This window comes from Lysobacter sp. OAE881, from assembly GCF_040546665.1.
GTDB lineage: Bacteria > Pseudomonadota > Gammaproteobacteria > Xanthomonadales > Xanthomonadaceae > Lysobacter_J > Lysobacter_J soli.
Genome location: NZ_JBEPOG010000001.1, coordinates 414,350 through 426,794, shown reverse-complemented (window position 1 = coordinate 426,794; position 12,445 = coordinate 414,350). Strand labels below are relative to the sequence as shown.

The following is a 12,445-nucleotide window of genomic DNA, read 5'->3' as shown; positions in this document are numbered from 1 at the left end:
GTCGCGCCGAAGCGAACAAAGTCGCCGTCCGTTCAGGTCATCCCGCCGTCGACGCCGATGACCTGCCCGTTGATGTAGCCGGCGGCGTCCGAGCACAGGAATCCGATCAGCGCCGCGACCTCGTCGGGCCGACCGGCCCGGCCAGCGGGGACCAGCTGCTTGATGGCCTCGGCTGGGAACGCGGCGTCGGCCATGCGGCCTTCGACCACGCCCGGCGCCACCACGTTGCAGGTGATGCCGCGGCTGCCCATCTCGCGCGCGAGCGACTTGGTCGCGCCGTGCAGCGCCGCCTTGGCCGCGGCGTAGTTCGCCTGCCCACGATTGCCCAGCACCGCCGCCACCGACGACACGCTGACCACGCGGCCCCAGCGCGTCCGCGCCATCGGCAGCAGCAGCGGCTGCGTGACGTGGAAGAAACCGTGAAGGGAAACGTCGATGACGCGCTTCCACTTCGCCTCGCTCATGCCCGCCATCGGGCCGTCGTCGTGCACGCCGGCGTTGTTGACGACGACCTGGATCGGGCCGGCTTCGAGCAAGGTCGCGATCGCCGCCTGCGTGGCCTCGGCGTCGGCCACGTCGAACGCGACCGCCTGCGCCGATCCGCCAGCCGCCCGGATCGCGTCGACTACGGCCTGCGCGCGCTCGACATTGCGGTTGGCGTGCACGATCACTTCGCAGCCGTCGGCCGCCAGGCGTTGGCAGATCGCGCCGCCGATGTCGCCGCTGCCGCCGGTGACGAGGGCGCGACGCGGACCGGTGTGCTTGCGTGCGCTCATGCGGCGTCTCCCGGAAGCGAATGCAGGACGGCGGCGCGCCCGCTCGCGAGCGTCGCGCCGTCGTGCGTGATGACGAAACGGTACTGGCTGCCGGACGCGTCGGCCATCAGGCATTGCGCGTGCACGTCCAGCGCGCCGGGCAGGTCGTCGATGCGCGCGACATGCAGCGTGACATCGCGCAGCGCGACCAGCATGCCGGGCCTGACACCCTCGCCTGCCGCGCGCGCCAGCAACCCGCCGTGGACGGCCATCGCCTGCGCGCCGTATTCGCCCAGGTGTACGGCGTGGAGCCGGTCGCGATGACGCAGCGGATGCGCGGCATCGCGATGGTTGAACGCGCGCAGGCGGATCGACTGCGCGTCGAACTCGACGACTTCGTCCCACAGGCACATCGCGCCGCCGTGCGGCACGAGCGTGAGGATCTCGTCGCGCGCGATCATGCCGACGCTCATGCGATCTCCTTCACCGGCTCGCGCACGATCAGCAGCGCCAGCACGAAGTTGAACGCGACGCCGAGCGCGACCGTACCGCCAATCGCGCGCAGCACCGGAATGCTCGACGTCGCCAGCAGCGCGAACACCAGCAGCGTCGTGAGGCTGCACACGATCACCGCATGCAACGTCCGCAGCTGTTCGGCGCGATCGTCGCCGGCGTGGTCGAAGAACAGTGCGTAATCGAGTCCGAGCCCCGCGGCGAGGATCAGCGACACCAGGTGGAACAGGTTCAGTTCGACGCCGAAACCACGCAGCACCGCGAGGATCAGCAGCGTCGTCAGCGCCATCGGCGCGAGCACCCGCAGCACGCGGCGCGGCGAGCGCAGCGCGAACCACACCGCCGCGGCGAGCAGCACGGCGGCGAGCGCGAGCGCCCACAGCACGCGTTCGCGGTACTGCGCGACCAGCGACTCAGACGCCTGCTTCAGGTCGAGCAGCTGTGCGCCGTGCGCCTGCGCGACGCGCGCCACCGCGGCGGGATCGCGCAGGTTCGACAGCGCGACGAGGGCGGTCGCGTGGCCTTCGCGCTGCAGCAGCAGGCCTTCGGTGCTGGCGGCGAGCGGCGTTCCGGCGAGGTCGGCCGTCGTCAGCGGGCTCGCTTCGCGCGCCACGGCGACATCGCGCACGAAGTCGTCGAAGGCGTCGTCGTTGAACGCGCCGCCGCTCATCGCATCGCGCAATGCCGCGCGAAGTTCGTCGTCGCCCGGCAGCTTCGACTGGCGCGCGCGCTGCGTCGCCGCGCTCGGCAGATAGCGCGCGGCGAGGTCGAAACCGCCGACGACGCCCTGCGCGCGCAGGCCTTCCAGTGCGGCGATCATGCGTTCGGAAGACTGCAACGCATGCTCGGCATCGCGCGCTTCCAGCGCGATCACGTAGCGCACGTCGGGCGCGCCCAGTTCGCCACGCAGCCGTGCATCCTGCGCGAGCGCTGCCGGCGGCACGGGCGTCAGGCGCGCAAGGTCGTTCTGCCAGAACGTGCCGGGCGCGAAGGCGACGACGGCGGCGGCGATGGCGGCGACGATGCATGCAGCCGTCGCGTTCATGCGCGGCCAGCGCGCCAGCGCGTTCCAGCACCGCGCCAGCCAGCGCGAATCGGCGGCATCGCGCGGCGAGGGATCGATCAGCGCCGGCAGCAGGAAGCGCGTCGCCAGCGCCGCGGTAGCGAGACCGACGACGGTGAACACCGCGAGCTGTTGCAGGCCATCGACGCCCGAGACAAGGAACGTCGCGTACGCGATGCACGTCGAGGCGACGCCCGTGCCCAGCGTCGGCCACAGCGCGCGCGCACTCGCCCACGGCGACACGCCGGCACGCTGGTGGCTGAAAAGATGGATCGGATAGTCCTGCACCACGCCGATCAGCGTGAAGCCGAACGCGACCGTGATGCCATGCACGCCGTCGAACGCGAGCGCCACCGCGCCAAGGCCGGCGAGGCCCGCGCTCGCCAGCGGCAGGCCGCCGAGCAGCGGCGCCTTCCAGCTGCGGTAGGCGACCCACAGCAGCAGCACGAACACGAGCGAATCGATGGTGCCGATCAGGCCCGCTTCGCGCGCCGTGCGGCCGCCGATCTCGACCGAGAACGCACCCGGGCCGGTCAGCGTGAGCTTCGTCTTCGTGTTCGCGCTGACGGCATCGAACGCGGCGTGGATCGCATCGACAGCGGCCTGCTGGCCTTCGGGATCGAAACCTGCCGCGTGCGTTTCGATCGCGAGCAGCGCTTCGCGACCGGCGCGATCGAACCACACGCCATGCAGGCGCTGCGGCGCGTTCGCCGGCTGCCAGGCCTGCGCGAGCTTGAGCGTTTCCAGCGTCGGGTCGGACGGCAACAGAGGTTCGATCATCGCCGCGGCCGGCGAGCCCAGGTCCTGCACGCGTGCGTCGAGTTCGCGGCGCAGGAAGTCGGCATCGAAACGCTGCGTGTCGAGCGTCGGCGACAGCAGATAGCGATACGGGCGCAGGCGCGGCGGAATCGCGTCCAGGCCCAGGTCGGCACCGTTGGCGACGAGCTTGAACGGCACGTCCACGCCGACGCGGGCGGCGAGCAGCCGCTCGCGCAGTGCCTGCGACTGCGTCGCGAGCGTCTCCGGCGCTTCGCCCCACAACGAAAGCAGCAGCAGCCGCGAGCCCGGGCCTTCGCCGAGTTCGTCGATCAGCAGCTTCTGCGCCGGCGTCTGCGGCGCCGGCATGAACTTGCGCAGGTCGCCGCTGAGCTGCAGGCGCGGCGCGACGAACAGCGCCAGCAACGCGAGCAGCGCCAGCCACAGCAGCGCGAGCGCGAGCCGCCGCGTGGCGCTCATCGGGCGTTCGCCCGCCGCGTCGTGGCTCATCGCGCGGGCGCGCCTTCGCACAGCGCGACCAGCGCCGCGGCATCGGTGGCCTTCGCGGCCTCCTGTGCAGCACCGGCGAGCAGCGTGCGCTGCGTGTCGCCGTTGCCGGCCGCGCGTGTCTGGATGCAGCGCAGCTCCGAGCCGCGACCGTTCAGCACGACGGCCTGTACTTTCGACGCGAGCGCCGCGTCCTTCGGCGTCATCGTCAGCGTCCAGCGCTGGCGCGTGCCGTCGGCCTGCAGGCGATAGTGGGCCTCGATGGCGGCGTGATCGCCGCCCAGCAGCGCGCCGAAGCTGTTCTGCAGGCCGGCGAGTTCGGGCACGCGCGACAGCGAGAATCTGCGCGGCGACTGGCCGACGCGCTCGATCGTGGCTTCACCGGCGCGCAGCGTCGTGGTCTCGGCGTAGGGCGAACGCACTTCGCGCACGAGCGTGTCCGCGTCGGGGCGACGGTATTCGCCGGTGAGACGTAGCGGCGCCTTGAGCAGCTTCGAGCCGCGCACTTCGACGAAGGGCGTTCGCGCCGGCGCGGGCCGCGCGATCTTCGCGAGGATCCAGTCCGCCTCGACCGACGACTCAGCCGGCGCGGCGAAGGTCGCCGTGCTGGCGAGCATCAGCATCAGCGCCGGCGCCAGTCGCCTCGCCCAGGTGCGTGAGAGAGGTGTCGTCCGCTGCATCGTCGCCCTGCCAGAAATCGTAGAAGTTGAACCAGTTGTAGGGGGCGCGGCGCACGTGGTGCTGCAGCCGCGCGGAATAGTCGCGAACCAGCGCGGCGATGCGTTCGCTGCGCTGGCGACGCGGGATGTCCAGGCCGTCGCTGAATTCCTCGAACACCAGCTCGTAACGGTTGCCGCCGCGATACAGGCCGAAGGCCAGCATCACCGGCACCTTCAGCGTCGCCGCGAGCGACCACGGGCCAGAGGGCAATGCCGCATCGCGCCCGAGGAACGGCACGCGCACGGCGGCATCGCCGGCCTCGGCGCGATCGACCAGCAGCGCGACCAGCTCACCGCGCGCGAGCGCTTCCTGGATCGCGAGCACGATCGACACGCCGTCCTGCCCCGCGTCGATGACGTCGCGCGCGAGCTGCGGATTGAGGGCGTCGAGCAAACGCGTGATCGCCTGGTTGTGCGCGATGTCGAGCACGATGCGCACGCGCAGCGCCGGACGCGTGAGCGACAGCACGCGCAGCGCGTCGAAACTGCCGTGGTGCGAGCCGAAGATCAGCACGCCTTCGCCGCGATCCACGCGCGCGGCCAGCGCGGGCAGCCCGACGGTGGCGATGTCGAACCGCGACAGCTGACCGCTGAGCAGGAAAACGCGGTCGAGGATGGTCGCGGCGAACGTGTGGATATGGCGCGCGACGTCCCACGGCCTGGGCGAGCGATCGAGCACGCGCGACAGGTACGCACGCGAGGCGCGACGCTCCGGGCCGCGCACGATCAGGAAGTACAGCGTGATCGGATACAGGCACGCGCGACCCACGGCGCGCCCGCCGTAACGCGCGATGCTGCGGATGATCCACAGCGCGACATAGCCGCCGCCTTCGGGGCGCTGCTTCCAGTGCGCGTTCATGGCGTGGCCTGCGCGTGGTTCGCGCCGCTGTGAATCTCGCCGCTGGCGATCAGCGTCGCCTCGCGCAGCACGCGGAAGCGCCAGCGCGGCGCTGCGCCGTCCAGTTCAATCCGCGCCAGCTCGATGCACGCGCGTTCGCCGGGGAGCAGCGGCTGCAGGAACTTCACCTGCGGCAGGCGCAACGCGGGCAGCGGCCCGTGCGCGGCCTCGATCGCCTCCACCACGCGCTCCAGCACGACCACGCCGGGCACCAGCGGCCGGCCGGGGAAGTGCCCGGGCAGGCTCGGATGGTCGGTGCGGATCGTGAAGTCCATGCGTGGCGGCGGCTGCGCGAAGGTGCGCTCAGGATACCGGGCTAGTCGAACAGGCCGCGCCAGAACCGCGGGCCCAGCGCCGCCATCTGCCGCAGGAAATCGAAGAAATGCCGGTACGGGCGGTGCGGGAACAGCCAGCGCCGCAGCATGTATTCGCCCACGAAGAAGCCGCCGACGATGCCGTAATTGAGCAAATTGGCGAACAGCGACCACGCCTCCTGCCCGATCGTCACCGGCGCGGCGACGCCCAGCCGCGCCAGCACGCCGTCGGGCACGGCAATCAGCGCCAGCACGCCGTTGGCGACCGCCAGCGCGGCCATCACGTAGGCCCAGGCGGCGGTCAGGTTTCGCGAATAGCGGTACAGCGGCGCCGGCAGCGTGGCCGGCTCGCAGCCTTCCATCGCGGCCACGATGCGGGTGATCAGCGGCTCGCGTGGCGGCCGCAGGCTGCGCCAGAACATCCACGCGACGAAGCCGACGAACAGCATCGGCGGCGCCAGCAGCAGCATCTGCGCGTACGGGGTCTGCGCCAGCCAGGCCAGCGCGGCGCCGGACACGGCCAGCACGCCCCACGCCCAGCCCTGCCCCTGCATCAGCGGCGCGATGAGGCACAGCGCGACCAGGTCGGCCATCGCGATCGCCGCCGGCACGCCGCCGCCGTCGTGCGTGGCCCAGTGCGCCAGCAGCGGGTAGGCGACGGCCAGTGCGATGGCGGGAATCGCGCGAACGACGGCCGTTGCCATGCCCGTGCGCGCCCAGGCGGCGCTCACGCCGCGCGGCGCTGTTCGATGTGCGCGGCGAGCGCGCGCAGCGAGGCGAAGATGCGGCGGTTCTCGTCGCTGTCAGAACGCAGCTGGAAGCCGTACTTGCCGGAAATCGCCAGCGCCAGTTCCAGCGCGTCGATCGAATCCAGCCCCAGGCCTTCGCCGAACAGCGGGCTTTCCGGGTCGATGTCGCCCGGGGCGACGTCCTCGAGGTTCAGGCTTTCGACCAGCAGCTCCGCCAGTTCGCGTTCGACGGGACTTTGTTCAGACATCGGGATTTCCAGCACAAGGCGTATCGAGGGACGCCACGATCCGGCATCGGCGCGCCCGGTGCAACCGTCGGCCCGGCGCCGGGGCGGTCGGGCGGCGCCGGCCCCGGAACGCCGCCTCGCGCACCGGGCGCACGCGGGCCTTCCCTTATGATGGGCGCATGACCGACACCGTCGCCGAATCCGGCCGGGCGAGCGCCTCGCCGGCCGAGCTGAACACGCTTGCTGACCACCCTGCAGTCCTCCAGCCCGACGTGCTGGTGATCGGCGGCGGCCCCGCCGGCACCACCGCCGCCACGATGCTGGCCCGCAAGGGCTGGAAGGTCCTGCTGCTGGAAAAGGACGCGCACCCGCGCTTCCACATCGGCGAATCGCTGCTGCCGATGAACCTGCCGATCCTCGAACGCCTCGGCGTCCTGGACCAGGTAAAGGCCATCGGCACCTTCAAGCCAGGCGCGGAGTTCCCGATCGTCAACGACGACGGCACGCCGATGGCGCCGGACAACGAAGGCGCCGACCAGTACAACACCTTCCGCTTCGAGCGCGCGCTCAATCCCGCCTTCGGCTACGCCTACCAGGTCAAGCGCGAGGAGTTCGACCAGCTGCTGTTCCGCAACGCGCAGGCGAACGGCGTGGACGCGCGCGAACGCCACAAGGTCGAACGCGTGGAGTTCGGCAGCGACGGCCGGCCGTCGGTCGCCCACGCGCGCGACGCGCAGGGCAATGCGTTTACGGTGCAGGCGCGCTACATCGTCGACGCGAGCGGTCGCGACACGGTGTTCGGCAACCAGCTCAAGCTGAAGAAGAAGAACCCGCTGCACCAGTCGGCGGCGATCTTCAGCCATTTCACGGGCGTCGAACGCCGCGCCGGCGAGGACGCCGGCAACATCACCGTGCAGCGGTTCGCGCACGGCTGGATGTGGCTGATCCCGCTGCGCAATGGCGTGATGAGCGTGGGCGCGGTGTGTTTTCCCGAATACCTCAAGCAGCGCCGCGGCGAAAACGAAGCGTTCCTGATGAAAACGCTGGAGTCCGAGCCGCAAGTGAAAAAGCGCATGGCCAATGCGCAGCGCGTCGCGCCGGTCCACGTCACCGGCAACTACTCCTACACCTGCGAGCGCATGCACGGGCCGGGCTGGGTGATGGTCGGCGACGCGTACGCGTTCGTCGATCCGGTGTTCTCCTCGGGCGTCTACCTGGGCATGAACAGCGCCGAGCAGGCCGCGCAGGTCGTCGACGGCACGCTGCGCGACCCGTCGCGCGAAGCCGCGCTGCAACGCGAGATGGACACGCGCCTCAAGCGCGGCCTGAAGCATTTCCAGTGGTTCATCTACCGCTTCACCACGCCGGTGATGCGCCACCTGTTCAACCATCCGCGCAACGTGTGGCAGGTGGAGCAGGCGGTGATCTCGATGCTCGCCGGCGACGTGTTCGACAACCCGGAAGTGCTCAAGCGCCTGCGCCTGTTCCGTTTCATCTACAACGTGACGGCGATCCGCATGGCCCCGCTCGCGCTGCGCGGCTGGCTGAAGCGGCGTCGGCAGGTCGGCGTCGACGTCGGCCTGCAGGGCGCGGCCGACACGCTGCAGCCAGGTCCGGAGCGCGCGCAGTGAGCGCGGTGCATCCGATGCCTTTCCACGAGCCGCGATGGTCGGTGGAATACGTGCACGACACGCCGGAGTCCGTGCTCACGCAGCCGGACGTGCTCGCCGTCATCGCCTTCGGTGCGAACGCGCCGCACGTTGACGACCCGCGTTACCTGCGCGTGGCGCTGGAACCGCACGGCGATGCGCCGCTGGAAGTCTGGCGCGCCGGCGGCGCCGTGCAGTGCGGGCGCGATGGCGACGTGGCCTGGGCCGACGATGGCGCGCTGCTGTTCGGCGCGATCGAACTGGACGAAGGCGAGGCGGATCCGACCGGCCGCATCAGCGACATCGAGGCCACGGCCGATCGCCTGTACCGCCGCCTGATGGAATTCGTGCAGCAGCGCGGCACGCCACACCTGCTGCGCGTGTGGAATTACCTGGACGGCATCACCGTCGGCGAAGGCGACATGGAGCGCTACCGGCAGTTCTGCGTCGGCCGCGCGCGCGGGCTCGGCGAAGTCGATCCGAACACGCTGCCGGCAGCCACCGCGATCGGCCAGGTGAATCCTGATGGCGCACCGCGCCGCTTGCAGGTGTACTGGCTCGCCTCGCGCGTGCCGGGCACGCCGCTGGAGAATCCGCGCCAGATCAGCGCCTATCGCTACCCGCGCCAGTACGGCCCGCAGCCGCCGAGCTTCGCGCGCGCGATGCTGCCGCCAGCCGGCAGCGCGATGCCGCTGATGCTGTCGGGCACGGCGGCCATCGTCGGCCACGAATCGCAACACGCCGATTCGGTCGCGACGCAGCTGGACGAAACGCTCGCGAATTTCGACAGCCTCATCGCCGCCGCGCGCGCGCAGTGGCCGTCGCTGCCGACACGCTTCGGCGCGCACTCACCGTTGAAGGTGTACGTGCGCGATCGCGACGAACTCGACGTGGTGGCGCGCGCGCTCGAAACGCGCCTGCCGCCGGAGGTGCCGCGCGTGGTACTGCACGCGGCGGTGTGCCGTCGCGAGTTGCGTGTGGAGATCGATGGGGTGCATGGGTAGTCGAATCGCGGTTGTGATTTGTAGTTCGTAGTTCGTAGTTCGTAGTTCGTGATTCGTGATTCGTGATTCGTGACAGCTTCGCCGAAGCCGTCATCCCGGCGAAGGCCGGGATCCAGGCCCGTAACGTTCGGGCACTCCCACCATGGCGAACCACCTCATCGTCATTCCAGCGAACGCTGGAATCCATTTTGATTTTCGAAGCCTGCGTTCGCGCTGGTTCGAAGCAACTGCGCAGCGCTGTAACGCAACCGTCGGTCATCGCATCCGCTCCGTTGCCCCTCACCCCAACCCCTCTCCCGCAGGGAGAGGGGCTGAAAGCCGTCACTCCAGCGAAAGCTGGAATCCATTTGATTTTCGAAACCTGCGTTGCGCGGGATCGAAGCAACAGCGCAGCGCTGTAACGCAACGATCGGTCACCGCTCCCGCTCCGTTGCCCCTCACCCCAACCCCTCTCCCGCCGGGAGAGGGGCTCAAGCAGGCTTCCGCTCCACGCGCCCGGCATTTCACGAGCGAAAAGAGCCGCTTCGTCGGATGACGCTGTTCCCGGGCCGCCGCACACCCTAAGCTCCACCTCGCTCGCGCCAGATGCGCGCCGTCAACCGAAGGAGTCGCAATGGGTCTGATCAGCCTGCTCTGGGGCATCGTCGCCATGGTCTGGATGGTCATCGCGCTGATTCCACTGCTGGGATGGGGCAACTGGCTGCTCATCCCGTTCGCCGCGGTGGGCGCGATCATCGCCGCCATCGGCATCGCCTTCACCAGTCCGGGCAATCGCGGTCGCGCGAAGACGGGACTGGTGCTCAACGGCATCGTGATCGTCGTCGGCATCGTCCGCCTGGGCATCGGCGGCGGCATCATCTGAAGCCGTGCGCGCGCGTCGCAACGATGCGCGCGTGACGATCTTCTTCACATGCGCGATCCGTACGCGCACGCATGCATGGCCGCATTTTCCCGCTGAATACGTAGGCCGCGCGATGTTGCGGCGCAAGCTTGTCGCGTGCGTGGAAGCAGGCGCATAGTCGGCCTGGGCTGAAGGGGGAAGCCCACACCCAATCCCCACTGTCGATTCTTCGCGATGGCCATCGCGAGGGCGGAATCGACCGGGGGCATATCACCTTCAGATCGGGACGTGACCCATGAAAAGGATCGGATCCGCGCTTTGGTTGTCAGGTGTAGCGCTTGGACTGTGCTTCAGTGTCCAGGCCGCTGAATCCCAGTCCACGCAACATGTAATGGTCGCCGGCGTGAAGGTCGGCATCGACGCGGAAACCGGGCGTCTGCGTCCGCTCACCGCCGGCGAAAGCGCGCAGCTCGACCAGGCGCTCACGCAAGGCCAGCAGGCGAAGGTCGCTCCGGCGATGGCGAAGACGTTCGCCGCTCCGCGCGATGCCGCCGCCGCGCGCGCCACCGCGCGCAAGTCCGCCCACGGCGGCGTGTCGGTGAAGGTGCCCGAATCGATGATGAGTTCCGTCGTCGCGCATCGCGATGCATCCGGCCAGCTCGTCGTCGAACACACCGATCCGTCCGAGTCGACCGAAGCCCACAACGAGGAGCTGCTGAAATGAGAAAGCACCTTCTCGCCTGCGCGCTCGCCCTCGGCAGCGCATTCGCCTTCAACGCGTCCGCCGCGCAACTCGTGCTGCTCAACGGCGACGCCGGCACCGGCCTCGGACTGGACGATCCCACCGCCGCCACGCCCGTCGGCCTCAATCCTGGCACGACCGTCGGCCAGCAGCGCCAGATCGTCTACCGCTTCGCGATGGACCTGTGGGGCGCGGTGCTCAAGAGCGACGTGCCGATCAAGGTCGGCGCCTCGTTCCAGCGACTGAACTGCACCGCCACCGGCGCGACGCTCGGCTCGGCCGGCGCGAACTGGATCGATCGCGATTTCCCGAACGCGCCGCGTCCGGGCATCTGGTACCACTCCGCGCTCGCCGATTCGCTCGCCGGCGTCGACCTGGATCCGATTCCCGAAGACCCGGCCGACATCGTGTCGCGCTTCAATGGCGATCTCGGCAAGCCCGACTGCCTCGCCGGCACGACGTGGTACTACGGCCTGGACGGCAAGACGCCCGCCGGCTCGATCAACTTCCTCAACGTGGTGATGCACGAGATCGGCCACGGCCTGGGCTTCCAGGGTTTCCTGGACAAGTTCACCGGCCAGTTCGGCGATTTCGACGGCACCGGTCCGCGTTCGGATGCATACACGCAGAACGCGTACGACAACGTGCTGAACATCGGCTTCAACGATCCGGCCAGCACGGCGGCGCAGCGCGCCGAAGTGATGAAGACCTCCGGTCGCCTGGTGTGGTCCGGCCAGCGCGTGAAGAACGAAGCGGCGCTGGTGCTCGACAACCGCCAGTACTTCACCGTGACGGCGCCGGCGGGCATCGCCGGGCGTTACCTGTACGGCACGGCGAGCTTCGGCCCGGTCGCGTCGCCGGCGAACTTCACCGGGCAGGTCGTGCTCGGCGTGGATGAAGCCAACGCCGCGGGCCCGACCACGGGCGATGCGTGCACTCCGCTCACCAACGCCGCGGCGGTGGCCGGAAAGATCGCGCTGGTCGATCGCGGCACCTGCGGTTTCGTGGTGAAGGCCGCGAACGTGCAGGCCGCCGGCGGCATCGGCATGGTCGTGGCCGACAACGTCGCGGGCAGCCCGCCGCCGGATCTGGGCGGTTCGGATCCGAACATCACGATTCCGGCGATCCGCATCACGCTGGCCGATGGCAACACGTTCAAGGCGAACCTGCCGGTGAACGTGACCTTCCAGGTCGATCCGGTGCTGCTGCAGGGCGCCGACGACACCGGCCGCGTGAGGCTGTACGCACCGTCGGTCGTCGCGGCCGGTTCGACGTTCTCGCACTACGACACCGCGCTGTCGCCGAACGCGCTGATGGAGCCGTTCGACACGCCGACGGTGCAGGCGCAGTACAACGTCGACCTCTCGCCGGCGCTGTATCGCGACATGGGCTGGAAGGTAAACACGGGCGATGCGCGCATCGGCAAGTGCAACACCACCGTCGACGTCCTCGAGCCGGGTGGTTTCATCGTCGGCGCGAACGTGCAGGCCTGGAACAACCTGTGCAAGACGTCCGCGAAGAACCCGGGCAAGTACGTGCAGTGCATGGTCGATCTGCAGCAGCGCCTGCGCAACGCGCACCTGATCCATCCGCTGCAGGGTGCGGCGATCCTGGTGTGCACGGCGACGAACCTGCGTCCGTAACGGTCGCGTCCGCTGTGTGGTTCGAAACCGGCGCCTTCGGGCGCCGGTTTTTTTGCATTGGCCCC

At 69.6% G+C, this 12,445-nt stretch carries 13 protein-coding genes; 5 read left to right on the top strand and 8 right to left on the bottom strand.

What is annotated here, in order from left to right:
- Positions 1-32 precede the first annotated feature (32 nt).
- From fabG to ABIE51_RS01890, 8 genes are read right to left on the bottom strand one after another with little or no spacing between them, the layout of a single operon-like run.
- The gene (gene fabG / locus ABIE51_RS01925; RefSeq protein ID WP_192632024.1) at positions 33-776 is read right to left on the bottom strand and encodes a 3-oxoacyl-ACP reductase FabG; all 744 of its coding nucleotides are present in this window, start codon (positions 774-776) and stop codon (positions 33-35) included.
- A complete protein-coding gene (locus ABIE51_RS01920) occupies positions 773-1,216 on the bottom strand; it encodes a hotdog family protein (protein ID WP_192632567.1) in 444 nt (147 codons plus the stop codon). Before ABIE51_RS01920 ends, fabG begins: the two co-directional genes overlap by 4 nt.
- 8 nt (positions 1,217-1,224) lie before the next feature.
- Positions 1,225-3,597 carry an MMPL family transporter gene (locus ABIE51_RS01915; protein ID WP_354503263.1) on the bottom strand — a complete coding sequence of 791 codons (2,373 nt, stop codon included), beginning with the start codon at positions 3,595-3,597 and terminating at the stop codon, positions 1,225-1,227.
- The gene (locus tag ABIE51_RS01910; protein WP_354503260.1) at positions 3,594-4,211 is read right to left on the bottom strand and encodes a LolA-related protein; all 618 of its coding nucleotides are present in this window, start codon (positions 4,209-4,211) and stop codon (positions 3,594-3,596) included. The genes ABIE51_RS01915 and ABIE51_RS01910 overlap by 4 nt, the downstream gene beginning before the upstream one ends.
- Positions 4,174-5,172, bottom strand: coding sequence for a lysophospholipid acyltransferase family protein (locus tag ABIE51_RS01905; protein WP_192632022.1), 999 nt, complete (start codon positions 5,170-5,172; stop codon positions 4,174-4,176). Before ABIE51_RS01905 ends, ABIE51_RS01910 begins: the two co-directional genes overlap by 38 nt.
- Positions 5,169-5,486, bottom strand: coding sequence for an ApeI family dehydratase (locus ABIE51_RS01900; protein WP_192632021.1), 318 nt, complete (start codon positions 5,484-5,486; stop codon positions 5,169-5,171). Before ABIE51_RS01900 ends, ABIE51_RS01905 begins: the two co-directional genes overlap by 4 nt.
- Positions 5,487-5,527: 41 nt before the next feature.
- Complete coding sequence (locus ABIE51_RS01895; protein ID WP_192632020.1) at positions 5,528-6,229, bottom strand: COG4648 family protein; 702 nt, start codon at positions 6,227-6,229, stop codon at positions 5,528-5,530.
- A 23-nt stretch (positions 6,230-6,252) separates the two neighbouring features.
- Positions 6,253-6,522 (bottom strand): phosphopantetheine-binding protein, encoded by a 270-nt coding sequence (locus ABIE51_RS01890; protein WP_115842728.1) that lies wholly within the window; start codon positions 6,520-6,522, stop codon positions 6,253-6,255.
- Between the two features lie 158 nt (positions 6,523-6,680).
- Between ABIE51_RS01890 and ABIE51_RS01885 the strand changes: the two genes are divergently transcribed.
- The 5 genes from ABIE51_RS01885 (at position 6,681) to ABIE51_RS01865 (ending at position 12,380) form a co-directional block, all read left to right on the top strand.
- A complete protein-coding gene (locus ABIE51_RS01885) occupies positions 6,681-8,132 on the top strand; it encodes an NAD(P)/FAD-dependent oxidoreductase (RefSeq protein ID WP_192632019.1) in 1,452 nt (483 codons plus the stop codon).
- A gap of 14 nt (positions 8,133-8,146) precedes the next feature.
- Positions 8,147-9,154 (top strand): chorismate transformation FkbO/Hyg5 family protein, encoded by a 1,008-nt coding sequence (locus tag ABIE51_RS01880; protein WP_192632018.1) that lies wholly within the window; start codon positions 8,147-8,149, stop codon positions 9,152-9,154.
- 613 nt (positions 9,155-9,767) lie between these two features.
- Positions 9,768-10,016 (top strand): hypothetical protein, encoded by a 249-nt coding sequence (locus ABIE51_RS01875; RefSeq protein ID WP_115842731.1) that lies wholly within the window; start codon positions 9,768-9,770, stop codon positions 10,014-10,016.
- A gap of 370 nt (positions 10,017-10,386) precedes the next feature.
- On the top strand, positions 10,387-10,719 hold the full coding sequence (locus ABIE51_RS01870) for a post-PEP-CTERM-1 domain-containing protein (protein WP_157028945.1): 333 nt from the start codon (positions 10,387-10,389) through the stop codon (positions 10,717-10,719).
- Positions 10,716-12,380 carry a PA domain-containing protein gene (locus ABIE51_RS01865; protein ID WP_192632017.1) on the top strand — a complete coding sequence of 555 codons (1,665 nt, stop codon included), beginning with the start codon at positions 10,716-10,718 and terminating at the stop codon, positions 12,378-12,380. The genes ABIE51_RS01870 and ABIE51_RS01865 overlap by 4 nt, the downstream gene beginning before the upstream one ends.
- Positions 12,381-12,445 lie beyond the last annotated feature (65 nt).